This window comes from Chromobacterium haemolyticum, from assembly GCF_009936155.1.
Lineage (GTDB): Bacteria > Pseudomonadota > Gammaproteobacteria > Burkholderiales > Chromobacteriaceae > Chromobacterium > Chromobacterium haemolyticum.
On record NZ_AP019312.1, the window covers coordinates 3,458,207 to 3,473,252 of the forward strand.

The window sequence follows — 15,046 nt, forward strand, 5'->3', positions numbered from 1 at the left end:
ACGGCGTTGAAACCAAGCTCAAAATGCTCATGTACCACCTGTACATTCCGCTTTTTCGCTCGTTTTCGCCTTGTCTCGCCTTAGCTCGCGAGATCATAAACACATTCTCAAGCGGTGGCGGCGCGGCCATTGGCCGGCTGGCGCTTGAACAGTTCCCGGAAAACCGGGTAGATGTCGGAAGCCGAACGAATTTTCTGCATCGCGAACTGGCGGTTGCGTTCCTGCACCTTCAAGTATTCGTACCAGAGGTTTTGCGGCTCTCCTTCGGTGATCTCGATGTAGGCGAAGTACTGGCAGTAAGGCAGCAGGTCCTCCTCCATGATGCGGCCGCAGTTGGCGGAATCGCTGTCCCAGTTGTCGCCGTCGGACGCCTGGGCGGCGTAGATATTCCATTCGCTGCCGGCGTAGCGCTTCTTGACGATCTCCGCCATCAGGTTGAGCGCCGAGGACACCACGGTGCCGCCGGATTCGCGCGAGTGAAAGAAATCCTCCTCGCTCACCTCCACCGCGCTGGTGTGGTGGCGGATGAACACCACCTCGATCTTCTCGTAATTGCGCTGCAGGAACAGGTACAACAGGATGAAGAAGCGCTTGGCCATGTCCTTCTTCTGCTCGTCCATGGAGCCGGACACGTCCATGATGCAGAACATCACCGCCTGACTGGTGGGCTTGGGCTGCTTGACCCGGTTGTTGTAGCGCAGGTCGAACGGGTCTATCCACGGAATGCTGGCGATGCGCTCGCGCAGCCGGTGGATGCTCTGCCGTTTTTCGCGGATTTCCAGGGTGTTGTCCTCGTCATCCTCCATCAGGGTGTCGAGTTCCTCCTCCGCGTCGCCCAGCGTGGCCATCGTCGGCGCGGCCATCGCCACCCGCCGCGCCAGCGCGCCGCGCAGCGAACGCACGATGTTGATGTTGGCCGGCGTGCCGTCGTTGGTGTAGCCGGCGCGCACCGTCTTCATCTCCTCGATGCCCATCAGCTGGGTCTTGATCAGATTGGGCAGCGCCAAGTCGTCGAAGAACACGTTCATGAACTCTTCGCGCGACAGCTGGAACACAAAGTCGTCCTCGCCCTCGCCGTCCTGGCTGGCCTTGCTGCCGCCTCCTCCCCCGCCGCCTTGCGGCCGCGGCAAGCGGTCGCCTTTGACGAACTCCTCATTGCCGGGATGCACGTTTTCCGTCATGCCGCCCTTGCCGTGGTGGAAAACGGGTTCGGAAATATCCTTTACCGGAATCGAGACCTTCTCCCCGCTCTCGATGTCGGTAATGCTGCGCCCCTTGACCGCCTTGGCGACGGCTTCCTTGATTTGGGCCTTGAAACGGCGCAGAAACCGTTCGCGGTTAACCGCGGACTTGTTCTTGCCGTTGAGGCGCCGATCGATGATGTGGGACATAAGCACCTCGCTTTGCCTGTGCCGGCGGCGGCCGCGCGCTGGCGGCCATCGCCTGGCTTGCTGTTGTTATATTATTCACCGCCCGGCGGCGACAGCGGCCGCTGGGGCGATTGCCGGCGCCGCCTGAGCGGCGCCGGATCAGCGATGGCTTACGAGGACTTGCGCACTCGCAGATACCATTCGCACAACAGCCGCACTTGCTTGGCGGTGTAGCCTTTTTCCACCATGCGGTTGACGAAGTCCTCGTGCTTCTTCGCATCCTCGGCGCTGGCCTTGGCGTTGAAGGAGATCACCGGCAACAGCTCCTCGGTGTTGGAGAACATCTTCTTCTCTATGACCGTGCGCAGCTTCTCGTAGCTGGTCCAGGTGGGGTTCTTGCCGCCGTTGTTGGCCCGCGCCCGCAACACGAAGTTGACGATCTCGTTGCGGAAGTCTTTCGGGTTGGAAATCCCGGCCGGCTTCTCGATTTTCTCCAGCTCCGCGTTCAAGGAAGTGCGGTCGAAGATCTCGCCGGTGTCCTGATCGCGATACTCCTGATCCTGAATCCAGAAGTCCGCGAAGCTGACGTAGCGGTCGAAGATGTTCTGGCCGTACTCGGAGTAGCTTTCCAGGTAAGCGGTTTGAATCTCCTTGCCGATGAACTCCACATACTTGGGCGCCAGGTACTCCTTCAGGAAAGTCAGATACTTCTGCTCCGTTTCCGCCGGGAACTGCTCGCGCTCAACCTGCTGCTCGATCACGTACAAGAGATGGACCGGGTTGGCGGCCACTTCGCTGTGATCGAAGTTGAACACCTTGGACAGAATCTTGTAGGCGAAGCGCGTGGACAAGCCGCTCATGCCCTCGTCCACCCCGGCGTAATCGCGGTATTCCTGGATGGATTTGGCCTTGGGATCCGTGTCTTTCAGGTTGTCCCCGTCGTACACCTGCATCTTGCTGAACAGGCTGGAGTTTTCCGGCTCTTTCAGCCGCGACAGCACCGCAAACTGCGACATCATCTTCAGCGTGCCCGGCGCGCACGGCGCGCGGCCCAGCGAAGAGTTGCGGATCAGCTTGTCGTAGATCTTGATCTCGTCCGACACGCGCAGGCAATACGGCACCTTGACGATGTAGATCCGGTCGAGGAAGGCCTCGTTGTTCTTGTTGTTGCGGAACTGCTTCCACTCCGACTCGTTGGAGTGAGCCAGGATCACGCCTTCAAACGGAATCGCGCCAAAGCCCTCGGTGCCCTTGAAGTTGCCTTCCTGGGTGGCCGTCAACAGCGGGTGCAAGACCTTGATCGGCGCCTTGAACATCTCCACGAATTCCAACAAACCCTGGTTGGCCAGGCACAAGCCGCCGGAGTAGCTGTAAGCGTCCGGATCGTCCTGCGCGTATTTCTCCAGCTTGCGGATATCCACCTTGCCCACCAGAGACGAGATGTCCTGGTTGTTCTCGTCGCCCGGCTCGGTCTTGGCCACCGCGATCTGCTTGAGCACCGACGGATAGCGTTTGACCACGCGGAACTGGCCGATATCGCCGTTGAACTCATGCAGCCGCTTCACCGCCCACGGACTGGGAATGCTCTTCAGATAACGGCGCGGAATGCCGTATTCCTCTTCCAGCAGCGCCCCGTCCTCGTCGTAGTTGAACAGCGCCAGCGGAGACTCGTTGACCGGGCTGCCTTTCAGGCAATAGAACGGCACCAGCTCCATCAGCTCTTTCAGCTTCTCGGCGATGGACGATTTACCGCCGCCCACCGGGCCCAGCAAATAGAGGATCTGCTTCTTCTCTTCCAGGCCTTGCGCGGCGTGGCGGAAGTAGGACACCACCTGTTCGATCACCTCCTCGGTGCCGTAGAAATCACGGAACGCGGGATAGACCTTGATGACTTTGTTGGAAAAAATGCGGGACAGACGCGAATCATGTCGAGTGTCCACCAGCTCCGGCTCGCCAATGGCGGCCAGCATGCGCTCTGCGGCGGTGGCGTAAGCGCCGGGGTCTTTCTTGCAGAGCTCCAGGTACTCCTGGATGGTGTACTCCTCCTCACGAGTCTTGTCGTAACGAGCAGCGTAGTGACTGAAGATATCCGGGTGCATGGCTCTCTCCTGGCAGGTAGCAGAGGCGCAAACGACATGCACGCGGCATCCGCTGCTCCCCTTGCTGAATTAGAGTATTCACATTGTTTCCGGCTTTCTTTTTCTGGGTATAGCATAACGCACAGCTTGGCAGGGCAAAACCGCGCCTGCACACAAAATATGAGATCGTGAGCCAGATTCAATACAAGTATTTGAAATGGATGGTGAATTCCGCCAGCTTTTTTTTGTAACGGGAGACGAGCGGCGTGTAAGCGGGAGTAAACGGAAATCAGCTCAAAAAAAAGGCTTTGATAATCAAACGTTTCCTGAGCGGCAATCAGAAGATTTAGACCAAACCGCCGGACGAATAAAAGAGAAGGGAAAATAAAGAATGCGCCGCGTCGGCGCGGACGGCGGCGATCAGCCTTTGCGCTGCACGATGCGCACGCCGATTTCATAGATGCGGCCGCGCTGCACCTCGTTGCAGCGCTTCACCTCCACCACCGCCTCCAGCGGCTTGCCCGGCATGCCGCCCACGCCCGGCGCCAGCACAATCACGGACAAACGCTCGCCAAACTGCGGCACAAAGGACGAGCGCAGCGCCATGCCGTCCACCGACAGATCCACGCACTCGCCGTAATGGGTTTCGCCGCTGATCAAAGAACGGATGCGGGCCTTGCAGCCCATGCTGATGCGGCGCCCGCGCCGTCGATCCCGGTAAGGATCAAACGGCGACACCCGGCATCCTCCCGGCCTGATGCGCCGCCAACCAGTGCAGGCCCACGATGGACTTGCTATCGCAGATCTCCCCGCTCAGCGTCATCTCCATCGCCTGCGCCACAGGCACCGTCAGCACTTCCAGGAATTCGCCCTCGTCCAGCCGGCTGCCCTGCTGGCTCAGCCCCTCCGCCAGGTAATAACTGATGCGCTCGTTGGAATAGCCAATGCACGGATAAGCGGTGCCCAGATACGTCCAGCGCTCCGCCGCGTAGCCGGTTTCCTCCAGCAGCTCCCGCCTTGCCGTGGCCGCCGGGTCCTCGTCCGGGTCTATCTTGCCGGCGGGAATCTCCACGAACTCGCGGCCGGTCGGATAACGGTACTGGCGCTCCAGCACCAGCTTGCCGTCCGGCGTCAGCGCCAGCACCGCCACCGCGCCGGGGTGCAGAATGTATTCGCGCGTGGACGCCGCGCCGTCCGGCAGCGCCACCTCGTCTTTATGAACCTTGAGAAAACCGCCCTGATACACCAGCTCCGACGACAACTGCTTTTCAACCAGATCCACAATGACCCCTTAAAGTGTTCTGCAATGCCTGCTTTTCCAGGCGCTGATCACCGCCCAGCGCCACAGCAGCCGCGTCAACGCGTAGCCGATCACGGCAAAGGTCAGGCCCAGCGCCGGCAATCCCACCAGCAAGGGCCAGCCCAGCTCCGCCAGCCAATTCAGGCAGGCGTGCCACCAATCCGGCAAGCTCATCCGGTCCCAATTGGGCGGCGGCGTCATTGTACCCGCAGCCGGATTGCCCAGTAAAAGCTTGCCATAAGCATAAGCCAGAAAATACAGCGGCAATACGGTCAAAGGGTTAGTGTACAGCGTGAACAACACCGCCACCGGCAGGTTCACCCGCATCAGCAGCGCCAGCGTCACCGCCGTCACCTTTTGCGTGGGGCCGGGCATCAGTCCGGCGAACAAACCCACCGCCACTCCCATCGCCACCTTGCGCCGGTTCAGCGACCAATACGCCGGCCGGTCCAGATAGGGCGCCAGCCGGCGCAAGCCGGGCTTCTGGAACCAATGGTGCCGATAGGCAACCCATTTGCGTACCTTGCGTCTAAACCAAGTCATCTGGAATGTTTTGATCCTTGTGCGCACTCGTTGCCGTTAAACCACACTCGGCAGCGGGGAAAACGCGAAAAGCTTGTCAAAGCCACGTCGATAATTTAAACAAGCGTTTGAATTGTTCGCCCAAGCGCAGGGCGCATCCAAACACGACAGACCTGGCCGAATTGTCCAGGCCGCGCAAAACCAACAGGAGAGACCCATGCCTGCATACCAAGCCCCGCTGCGGGATTTCGATTTCGTGCTCCACGAGCTGATCAAGGTACAGGACATCATCCCCACCCTGCCCGGCTACGAAGAAGCCACCCAGGACATTTTCCGCTCCTATCTGGAGGCCGCCGCCCAGTTCTGTGAAAGCGAACTGGCGCCCCTGAACCGCCAGGGCGACGAAGAAGGCTGTCATTACGACAGCTCCACCAAATCCGTCACCACCCCGCCGGGCTTCAAGGAAGCCTACCAGCAATACTGTGAACTGGGCTTCCCCACGCTGGACTGCGACCCGGCCTACGGCGGCCAGGGCATGCCCAAGGCGCTGAGCTTCCCCATCATGGAAATGCAGTGCTCCAGCAACGTGGCCTGGTCCATGTACCCCGGCCTGTCCCACGGCGCGTATTCTGCCATTCATGCCCACGGAACCGAAGCGCAAAAAGCGACCTACCTGCCCAAACTGGTGGACGGCAGCTGGACCGGCACCATGTGCCTGACCGAACCGCACTGCGGCACCGACCTGGGCCTGCTCAAATCCCGCGCCGAACCCAACGGCGACGGCAGCTACAGCATTACCGGCACCAAGATCTTCATCTCCGCCGGCGAACACGACCTGTCCGACAACATCATCCACCTGGTGCTGGCCCGCCTGCCGGACTCGCCCAAGGACGTGAAGGGCATCTCCCTGTTCATCGTGCCCAAATTCCATGACGACGGCAGCCGCAACGCCGTGGCCTGCGGCAGCCTGGAACACAAGATGGGCATCAAGGCCAACGCCACCGCGGTGATCAACCTGGACGGCGCCAAGGGCTATTTGATTGGCGAAGTCAACAAAGGCCTGTCCTGCATGTTCACCATGATGAACGCCGCCCGCCTGGGCTGCGGCATGCAAGGCCTGGGCATAGGCGAAGCCTCCTTCCAGGGCGCGCTGGCCTATGCGCGCGAACGCCTGCAAATGCGCTCGCTGACCGGCGACAAATGCCCGGACAAGCCGGCGGACCCCATCATCGTCCACCCGGACGTGCGCCGCATGCTGCTGACCCAGAAAGCCTACACCGAAGCCGGCCGCGCGCTGACCACCCTGCTGGCGCTGCAACTGGACATTGAAGACAAACACCCGGACGCCGACGCCCGCCAGGACGCCGCCGACCTCGTGGCCCTGCTCACCCCGGTGGCCAAGGCCTTCATGACCGACAACGGCTACGAAGCCGCCAACCTGGGCATGCAAGTGTTCGGCGGCCACGGCTACATCCGCGAATGGGGCATGGAACAACTGGTGCGCGATTGCCGCATCTCCCAGATCTACGAAGGCACCAACGGCATCCAGGCCATCGACCTCTTGGGCCGCAAAGTGCTGATGGATCAAGGCCAGAAGCTGCGCAAGTTCACCAAGCAAATCCACAAGTTCTGCCAGGCCAATGAAGGCAACGACAAACTGGCCGACTACGTGGCCCCGCTGTCCAAGCTGCTGAAAGACGTGGGCGAAGTGACCATGGGCATCGGCATGGCCGGCATGCAGAACCGCGACGAAGCCGGTGCGGCCGCCACCGACTACCTGCGCCTGATCGGCCACCTCAGCTACGCTTGGCTGTGGGCGCAAATGGCGGAAGTGGCTCATTCCAAGCTGGGCGGCGGCGAAGACGGCTTCTACCAGGCCAAGATCCTGACCGGCCGCTTCTATATGACTAAGCTGTTCCCGGAAGTGCACAGCCTACTGGCCAAGCTCAAGGCCGGCGCCAAGCCCTTGATGGAGTTGCAGGACGAGCATTTCGCGTTCTAAAGAACCTGCTCAATGTCTGCTGCGCTTCAGCGATACGGCGTTGAAAACGAGCTCAAAATGCTCATGTACCACGAGTACATTCCGCTTTTTCGCTCGTTTTCGCCTTGTCTCGCCCTTGCTCGCGAGACTTTGAACAGGCTCTAAGCCACTTACGATAGTGAAACGAAAACGGCCCCTCGGGGCCGTTTTTCTTTTACCTCTGCCCGCCCCTCACCCGGCCGGGCTTTGAGCCATCACGATATTGATTCACAAAAAACGAATACAAAGCTAATTATATTTCACTTTTAACGAACAATAGGGCTTCGTAGAATGGCCGCCATGGATACACCGCGCCAATGGCAGCGGAACCTTCGCATTCATTCACCCCAATACCAGAGGCCCCCTCATGATTACCCTGAACGTCTTCTTCAACGTCAAAGCCGAAAGCCAACAAGACTTCCTCACCCTGCTCAACACCATGGTACGGGAATCCAATAAGGAGGCCGGCTGCAACTACTATCAGCTCTGGCAGCAAGCCGGCGAGCCGCTGCGCTACGCGCTGATCGAACTGTGGGACAGCAAGGAGCGCCTGGCCGAACACCAGAAAACACCGCACTGGATCGCCTTCAACGACCGCGTCAACGACTATCTGGATGGTCAGTATGATGAGCATCACTACTCCGAACTCGCGCGCTGACACACAGCACAAAACCAAACGGCCCCGAAGGGCCGTTTTTTCATGACCAACGCGCTCAGCGCTGGCGACCCCGGCCGCGCTTCTTGCGCCGCTGTTGCTGTTGCGTCTCCGCCAACTGCTCCAGGCACAGATATAGCTGCTGCACCGCCTCCACATGCTGGGCCAGATCCACCCGCTCCACCGCCAGATTCAGCAGCATCTCCAGATAATTGAAGAAGCCCTTGCACAGGCCGATGCGGTAGCTCTTGTCGGCAAAATCCATATCGCTGGCAATGCGGAACAACAGCCCACGCGCCGCATGCTGACGGTTGGTCTTCAACAACTGCGCCATGTGCGCCGCGTACTGACGGCCAATGGCGCAGGCCTCGAAATAATCCTGAGGCTCCGCCGGCTGCCAGTAATGCGGATAAGTGCGGTCCGGCACGCGGCGGACAAAGGGCAGACGGAGGTCTTTGGCTTCGCTGGAGGGGAAGCGGTAGCGGGAACGGCGGGGTTTAGAGAAATCAGACATGGGCAACCTCTTGCTAGAAGTGCGTGAAAACCAGCGGCTGCCGGCTAGGCAGACGCAACGCAAGTTTGGAAAACGTGCTGAAGAACAGCACCTCGCCTGCAGTCGATGGGTTCTCACGGCCCAGTGCCGGGATGAAACGGCACGGAGGGATTGTTGCTTAGAGGGGGATGGGGGTCAAGACCATACAGCCTGACTACCTTACACAGACAACACTGACGAGACGGCAAAATGCAAAATAGCAAACAATTATGACAACAACCAAATCAAAACGACCCAATGGAACTACACAATAAGCTCACCTCTTTTCTCGTGATTTCTTTTCCACCAGCCGTTCTGCAGTTTCGATATCAATACCTAAAGCCTGCCTTGCCTGCCTTGCCTTGACCTTTCTTCCACGAAGATAGCTTTTATACTCACCCACCAGCAAAGCTCCCACCATGCCCCCTCCAGAGAGAACCAACAAAATGAGCATCATATTTCCATATATCGCACTGGCATTGCCATTCAGAAAATAAGCATAACCTCGCAAACCCGCAAAAAAAGCCCCCAGCTCAGCGAATAGCAAAAAGCAGTAAATCATAGAAAAATGTAAGCCAGACATCCGTCCAATTAACCTAAAAGAAAGCACTCCCCCCATCAAAGCCACGAGCCCTACCCACGATCGCATCATAACGCTTTCAAATTTAGAGCACACCCAACCATTTCGTACGGCTGAGTAACTTTCACAATAAAGCCCGTCAGGCATATTAAGTGCCCAAGCATGAGGTATCGAAACCAATTGCCCCTGGAAAACTAAAAAAGCGAAAAACCACAAAACACCCAACAAAATTATAAAAACATTTCTTTTCATAGATCACCCAGACAAAACCATGAACCACACAAAAAAAATGAACTTCGCACTCGCTGCCAAATCATAAAAACACAAGCATCAGCACTAGCTCAAGGACACATCTGCGGATAGTTTTAGTGACAATCAACCAGTTTGCATGACACCTCAATCATCACAGCTAAGTTGATACAGCATTTATAAAAATAGTATTAACCCATAATCAAACACAGCACTCATAGCCTTACGACAACCGTCAAGCTACGCCACCGCCCTCACTGACCGGCCATCTAAGCTTCGCTCCATTGGCAGATGAACTCGCCGCGAAGTATAGGGAGGTGTAGTTCGACTAGCCACCAACTAACATCAAGGACTTCAGGTTATCCACTTCCAACACCCATCCCTTTTTGTCTCCGCAGACCACCTCCGTATAAGCATCGACCTTGCCAAATGAGATCTTGCCCACTCGGCAAGATGTTCCCACTTGAATCGTGAAGGCCGGCTTGTCTCTTGCATCGTTTACAGCCGCGTAAGCGAAGGTGTCACGGCTTGCGATAGCATCCACCATTGGATCAGAGCAGCCAGCCAGAACGGCAAGGGATACCATAAAAAGAGGTCGTTTGATCATTAGGCTTATTTCAGCTCCCGCAGCGCTTCCGGGTGCTGCACCGCTACCCGCAGCAAAGTCTGCGCCGCGCCGGTGGGCATACGCCGGCCTTACTTCCCTTAGCCACGCTATCTACGCGCCAGATATAGAGAAGGCTGCTTCTCGGCCAATGCGGTCTGCCACCCTATCTGCTGTGAGCGTCTGCTCAGGCGGCCATTTTGGGTTCGTGTGAAGGCGCACTACCGGCCAATCATAGGGCAGGATTGCCTACAAGCGCCGGGTCAGTCCAAGCAGTCATTTGATGTGACTATAAATCCCGGAGCAATTCAGGATGCGCATTACGACTTGCTCAAGCTGGCTTTCTCAATGGTCTGTCTACGATTTATCGACAGGTTTTGTTAGCCGCTCGAAGCGACACCCGGCGCATCATGGCTTACCATACCCGTACTTACTCCAAATTTTCTGCGACCCCGGATCGAACAGTTGCTCGTACAGTTTTCTGGCCGCTGGATGGTTGGCCGCAGGCGTCAGCAACGTGGCGGTCTGTTTGATCGGTGGGTAGGTCTCTGCCGGGATTTCCACCCAGTGCCCTTTGCCCAGATTGGAATACTTCAGCACTTGGGATTTTGAGACAAAACCGCCCGAGGCCTTGCCGGATGCAACCCACTCCGCTGCGTGCGCCACATCCGGCACTCGGACGAAGCGCGGCCGCAGCCGTTCGGCCAATTGATAGTGGTTCAAGCTATACAAGACGGTCTGGCCATAAATACTAGCCTCCGGATCAGGTAACACGATTGTGCCATGACCATCTCGCAGCCACTCCAGCCAATGGTCGCTGCGAAAATCCGCATCCAATGACCACAGCACCAACGATCCCAAAGCATAAATGCGCGGCTCGCTCAAACAACGGCCCAGCGCCCTCAGCCGCCGCGTGTATTCCTCGCTCGACGACAGATAAATCTCGAATTCCGCGCCGTTGGCGATTTGCGAGGCCAGCGCCACCGACGGGCCATATGTGACATCGACACCGACGCCCGTTTCCGCGGAGAAGCGCCTGATGATCTCGCCCAAAGCCGGTTCCGTATTGCTGGCGGCGGCCACCCTCACCTGCTCGGCATAGGCGATGGCAGACATGCAAACCAACAGCCACATTGCCAATATCTTCGACATCTCATGCTCCCAAGCACCAACAATTCAGCATAGGACATGCGCTGTAGACAATATGAATCGGTGACAAAACCTAGAGCCAGACGGCGCGACACTGGGTTGCTCCTGGCCTAAGGACAGTTAGATCAGACGGCTTATTCACAAGCAGCCATCAATGCCAGCGTACTTTTTATGTGACTACTCCGGCCGAGAAACGGAACTCACCTTCAAAATCATCATCCAGCCTGCGGGCTCCCCACCCCCTCAAAAAACCCCAGCGCCCGCGCATCGCCGGCATAAGCCACATTGATCCGCAGCCAATCGTTGTCCTCGCCGCCGGGCATGAAACCGCAGCCCGGCGACAGCAGGATTCCTCGCTTGGCGGCTTCCGCCTGCATTGCCTTAAAGCTGTGGCGGCCGGTGCGCGCCCAGACGAACATGCTGCGCCCGCCCTATTTCCCCGCCGGAAGCTTGCCCTTCGGCTTGGCCATCCTGCCGGCCTAGGCGGCGGTGGGGCTGGTGATCGCCTTATTGCCGTCGGTGCTGGCCGCGCACGGGCTGGCGCGCTGGTCCGGTTTCTCCACTTTCACCGTGATCAGCTGCGGCCTGCTGTTCCAGCCGCTGGCCCGCGCGATACCGCCCAGCCGCGCCGCCCGCCTGGGCATGCTGGTGCTGCCGCCCAGCTATGCGCTGCTGGCCTGGGGCGCGACCCAGGGTTCGCTGGCGGCGGTGTTGTTCGGAGCGCTGGGCGCGAGCAGCTCCTGCTACGGCTTCACTTATCTGGGCGGTTTGTCCGCGGTAAACGCGCTGGCCGGCGCGGAAAAACCGCGCGCCAGCGCCGGTTTCTTTCTGTTGGCTTATATCGGCTTCAGCCTGCCAGTGATCTTCACCGGCTTGCTAGTGGACCACCTGGGCGCGCCCATGGCCTTGCTGTTGTTTGGCTTGGCGCTGGCCGCCGGCGCGGCCGTGGTTGCCCGGGCGATTGGACGGAGCGCGGCGGCAAGCGCCGCTTTCCCCGCCTTGGCGGCGGCCGGCCGGCACGATTAAGCCATTAAGCTGGCCAGACCGCGATGCTTAGACCCACTAATACAAGCTCGCAGAGAGGCGCGCCCGTGACACGGCAAGGAGTCTCAACACAGGATCAGGGGTTGACCGGATAGGCGGTCAGCAAAACCCAACTGCCCCGCACCACATCAAAATCCAGCTGCACGCTGGAGAACTGCGAGCGGGTCTGCGCGGTGCATTTGCCCGCCGCGTCCGCAGCGGTGCAGCTATAGCCGCCTATCTTGTCTTTCTTCAGCACGCTATAGACGGTGACGCTCTGGCGGGCGTGGTTGCCGGAACACTGTACGGCCACGCCGGTGTACTTCTTGGGGTCCACGTAGTTGTTCCAGAAGCCGGTGTATTCCTCCACGCTGGTGAACAGGGTCTTGCCCACCTGGCTGGTGCCGGCCGGCGGCGTGGCTCCATAGATATGCTGGTTGAGGTGGCCGCCCGCGGCGTTGTTATTGGCGGACACACCGCTGGTCTTGACGCTGGGGATGGCCCGACATTCTACGGCGTGGGCCAGACTGGGCAGGCCGGCGGCAATCAGCAGCGCGATGGCCATGGACAAGCGGTTAAGGGGGGTTTTCTGGGCGTTTTGGCGCATGGTGAAACTCCTTGTGATGAATGGGAAGGCCGGATGGCTTTGCCGCTAGCCGCAGGGCGGCAAGGAGGCTTCCGCCAAGACCGCGCAAACATTCGTGGACTCGCTTTTGACACCGCAGCGCTGACATGTGGCGGCGTCTAAATTACTCATACAGCATTGTTTATAATTCACCTCCAATAAATGTCAAATGGGTTTTTTTACATCAATATGCCGTGCATTTAAGTTAATCACCCAGTCCATGTTCATTGCCCCGCCTCCTGCGGCGGCCAGCCTTGGCGTCTCCGTTGTTCGCCAGGTTTGGTTGGCAAAAAAATGCCATCACAAAATTGTTCACATTAAAATATTCTCCTAACAGAATATATGATCCGCCATTGTAAAATTAAATCTCAAAGCCCACACTATTTACCCGCCACCCATATTCACTGCTGATTCTTCTCACTCACAATAGCATTGCTATGTATGCATTTTGTCCTCGCTTTGTTTTTAATGTGCAGATTGGGGAAATTAATATCGAAAACCCAGACTCCAAACCGGGTCCGTCATGATTTACGCATTTGATTGCCATGCATTTTCCGCAGCAATGACACACGATGCGGCGTCAAACGCATGGGATTGACGGCAATTGGTTTTGCCCTGGTTTTTCGCTGAACATTAATGGAGGATTCCCCATGGAAGTCAAATTTGGCAAAAAGAACGAGCCCTCGTTTTTTCTGGAGAAGAGCAAGGATTTAATTGCGGTGCGCACTCGAGACAATCAGCCAATTTCCACTAAGCTCAGCGCCACAATGCCAACCGGCATCGCCAGTGGCGAGTTAGTATTGCAGTTTCCGGATGCGGGTTTGGAGGTGTACCGGGTGCCGCCGGGCCAGCAATCCGTCAATACGCGGAAAACCAGTTTGCGCGGTTTGCCCGAAGTGCGTTTCGCCGGCAGCGCGCTGGTTGACCGGCTCACTGGCGAGCCGGTGATTTACACCGAGAACATTTTCATCAAGTTTATTGATTCGCTGGATGAGCAAAGCTGCCTGGCCATCCTCCACGCCGCCGGCCTCACGGTGAAGCAGCGGCCGGCTTACGCCGCCAACGCTTATTTTGCCGCGGCCAAGGAAGGCAGCGGCACGCAGGTGTTTCAAACCGCGCTGGATTTGCTGCGACGCAAGGAGGTGGAGTATTGCCACCCTGAGCTGCTGCGCCAGCGCAAGCGGCGCGCCATTCATCCGAATCAGTGGCATCTGAAGAAAACCACGGTCAGTTATCAGGCGGAAATCGACGCCAGCGCCAATGTGGAGGCGGCGCATCGCCTGAGTCAGGGGGAAGGAGTTGTGATCGCGGTGATCGACGACGGCGTGGATATCGAGCACCCGGAATTTGCCTTGCCGGGCAAGATCGTGGCACCGGCGGATGTCAGCGATCCCGCCGCCAGCACGGACCCCCGGCCCAAGCAAGCGTGGGACAACCATGGCACGGCGGTGGCGGGCGTGGCGTGCGCCAGCGGGCGCTACGGCGCCAGCGGCGTGGCCCCCAAGGCGCGGCTGATGCCGATCCGCCTGGCCAGCGATTTGGGCTCGATGGCAGAGGCCTTCTCTTTTTTATGGGCGGCCAATCAAGGCGCCGACGTCATTTGTTGCAGTTGGGGACCGAGTGACGGCGCTTGGTTCGACCCGGCCGACCCGCTGCACCATCAGGTGGCGGCCTTGCCTGCCAGTACGCGGCTGGCGATGGATTACGCCGTCCAGCAAGGACGAGGCGGCAAGGGTTGCGTAATCTTTTTTGCGGCCGGCAATGGCAATGAAAGCGTGGATAACGATGGTTACGCCAGCTACGAAAAGGTGACGGCAGTGGCGGCTTGCAATGAGTACAGCCGGCGCAGCATCTACAGCGATTACGGGCATGCGGTCTGGTGCGCTTTTCCCAGCGCCGATATTACCCACCCGGACCAGAGCATTCGGCCGGAGCCGGAGCCAGATGGCCGGCCGCCACGCAGCCGCGGCATATGGACTTCGGATCGCAGCGGCGGGGCCGGCTACAATTCCGGCAGCATCGACAGCGGGGACCAGTGGGGCAATTACACCGATGATTTTGGCGGCACTTCCAGCGCTTGCCCCGGCGCGGCCGGCGTAGCGGCCTTGATCCTGGCGGCACATCCGGCCTTGGGTTGGCAGGAGGTGCGCAACATCATCGCGCAGAGTTGCGACAAGATTTCGCACCCCGGCGATGGCGAAGGCGGCCAGTACGATGGCAAGGGCCACAGCCGGTTTTACGGCTATGGCCGGGTGAACGCCGAAAACGCGGTACTCATCGCCAAGCGGTTGGCTCAGGCCGAGCCGCAGCCCGCGCCAGCCCTCCCCGTCGATTGATCC

16 protein-coding genes are annotated in these 15,046 nt (G+C 58.7%); 5 read left to right on the forward strand and 11 right to left on the reverse strand.

Translation table 11 applies throughout. The features are described from left to right. Positions 1 to 107: 107 nt before the first annotated feature. Together GYH29_RS15810 and GYH29_RS15815 are read right to left on the reverse strand one after the other, a co-directional pair. Positions 108 to 1,391, reverse strand: a complete 1,284-nt coding sequence (locus tag GYH29_RS15810) for a YeaH/YhbH family protein (RefSeq protein WP_019100827.1) — start codon at positions 1,389 to 1,391, stop codon at positions 108 to 110. Positions 1,392 to 1,540: 149 nt separating this feature from the next. Further along, positions 1,541 to 3,469, reverse strand: coding sequence for a PrkA family serine protein kinase (locus GYH29_RS15815; protein WP_019100828.1), 1,929 nt, complete (start codon positions 3,467 to 3,469; stop codon positions 1,541 to 1,543). A gap of 196 nt (positions 3,470 to 3,665) precedes the next feature. On the opposite strand from GYH29_RS15815, the gene GYH29_RS15820 reads away from it, so the two are divergent. After that, on the forward strand, positions 3,666 to 3,836 hold the full coding sequence (locus tag GYH29_RS15820; protein ID WP_161524105.1) for a hypothetical protein: 171 nt from the start codon (positions 3,666 to 3,668) through the stop codon (positions 3,834 to 3,836). Between the two features lie 32 nt (positions 3,837 to 3,868). Here the strand turns inward: GYH29_RS15820 and GYH29_RS15825 are convergent, their stop codons facing one another. The 3 genes from GYH29_RS15825 to GYH29_RS15835 are packed head-to-tail and all read right to left on the reverse strand — an operon-like array spanning position 3,869 to position 5,291. After that, on the reverse strand, positions 3,869 to 4,186 hold the full coding sequence (locus tag GYH29_RS15825) for a PilZ domain-containing protein (protein ID WP_081545720.1): 318 nt from the start codon (positions 4,184 to 4,186) through the stop codon (positions 3,869 to 3,871). Beyond that, positions 4,173 to 4,730: an NUDIX domain-containing protein gene (locus tag GYH29_RS15830; RefSeq protein ID WP_161524106.1), complete on the reverse strand. Its 558-nt coding sequence runs from the start codon at positions 4,728 to 4,730 to the stop codon at positions 4,173 to 4,175. The genes GYH29_RS15825 and GYH29_RS15830 overlap by 14 nt, the downstream gene beginning before the upstream one ends. Positions 4,731 to 4,739: 9 nt before the next feature. Further along, the gene (locus GYH29_RS15835; RefSeq protein ID WP_161524107.1) at positions 4,740 to 5,291 is read right to left on the reverse strand and encodes a DUF2062 domain-containing protein; all 552 of its coding nucleotides are present in this window, start codon (positions 5,289 to 5,291) and stop codon (positions 4,740 to 4,742) included. Positions 5,292 to 5,487: 196 nt separating this feature from the next. On the opposite strand from GYH29_RS15835, the gene GYH29_RS15840 reads away from it, so the two are divergent. After that, a complete protein-coding gene (locus GYH29_RS15840; RefSeq protein ID WP_161524108.1) occupies positions 5,488 to 7,272 on the forward strand; it encodes an acyl-CoA dehydrogenase C-terminal domain-containing protein in 1,785 nt (594 codons plus the stop codon). A gap of 385 nt (positions 7,273 to 7,657) precedes the next feature. Continuing rightward, positions 7,658 to 7,948: a putative quinol monooxygenase gene (locus tag GYH29_RS15845; protein ID WP_019104322.1), complete on the forward strand. Its 291-nt coding sequence runs from the start codon at positions 7,658 to 7,660 to the stop codon at positions 7,946 to 7,948. Between the two features lie 55 nt (positions 7,949 to 8,003). Here GYH29_RS15845 and GYH29_RS15850 read toward each other — a convergent pair whose 3' ends face one another. From GYH29_RS15850 to GYH29_RS15875, 5 genes are all read right to left on the reverse strand, one after another. Continuing rightward, a complete protein-coding gene (locus GYH29_RS15850; protein WP_019104323.1) occupies positions 8,004 to 8,459 on the reverse strand; it encodes a hypothetical protein in 456 nt (151 codons plus the stop codon). Between the two features lie 295 nt (positions 8,460 to 8,754). After that, positions 8,755 to 9,309, reverse strand: a complete 555-nt coding sequence (locus tag GYH29_RS15855; protein WP_161524109.1) for a hypothetical protein — start codon at positions 9,307 to 9,309, stop codon at positions 8,755 to 8,757. Between the two features lie 325 nt (positions 9,310 to 9,634). Then, complete coding sequence (locus GYH29_RS15860) at positions 9,635 to 9,913, reverse strand: hypothetical protein (RefSeq protein ID WP_161524110.1); 279 nt, start codon at positions 9,911 to 9,913, stop codon at positions 9,635 to 9,637. A gap of 405 nt (positions 9,914 to 10,318) precedes the next feature. Further along, complete coding sequence (gene modA / locus GYH29_RS15870; protein ID WP_161524111.1) at positions 10,319 to 11,062, reverse strand: molybdate ABC transporter substrate-binding protein; 744 nt, start codon at positions 11,060 to 11,062, stop codon at positions 10,319 to 10,321. 212 nt (positions 11,063 to 11,274) lie between these two features. Further along, complete coding sequence (locus GYH29_RS15875; RefSeq protein WP_161524112.1) at positions 11,275 to 11,478, reverse strand: hypothetical protein; 204 nt, start codon at positions 11,476 to 11,478, stop codon at positions 11,275 to 11,277. Between the two features lie 79 nt (positions 11,479 to 11,557). On the opposite strand from GYH29_RS15875, the gene GYH29_RS15880 reads away from it, so the two are divergent. Next, positions 11,558 to 12,085, forward strand: coding sequence for a hypothetical protein (locus GYH29_RS15880; RefSeq protein WP_198001587.1), 528 nt, complete (start codon positions 11,558 to 11,560; stop codon positions 12,083 to 12,085). 94 nt (positions 12,086 to 12,179) lie between these two features. Here the strand turns inward: GYH29_RS15880 and GYH29_RS15885 are convergent, their stop codons facing one another. Continuing rightward, complete coding sequence (locus tag GYH29_RS15885; protein ID WP_198001588.1) at positions 12,180 to 12,689, reverse strand: hypothetical protein; 510 nt, start codon at positions 12,687 to 12,689, stop codon at positions 12,180 to 12,182. 668 nt (positions 12,690 to 13,357) lie between these two features. Here GYH29_RS15885 and GYH29_RS15890 point away from each other — a divergent pair. Next, positions 13,358 to 15,043 (forward strand): S8 family peptidase, encoded by a 1,686-nt coding sequence (locus GYH29_RS15890; RefSeq protein WP_161524113.1) that lies wholly within the window; start codon positions 13,358 to 13,360, stop codon positions 15,041 to 15,043. Positions 15,044 to 15,046: the final 3 nt, after the last annotated feature.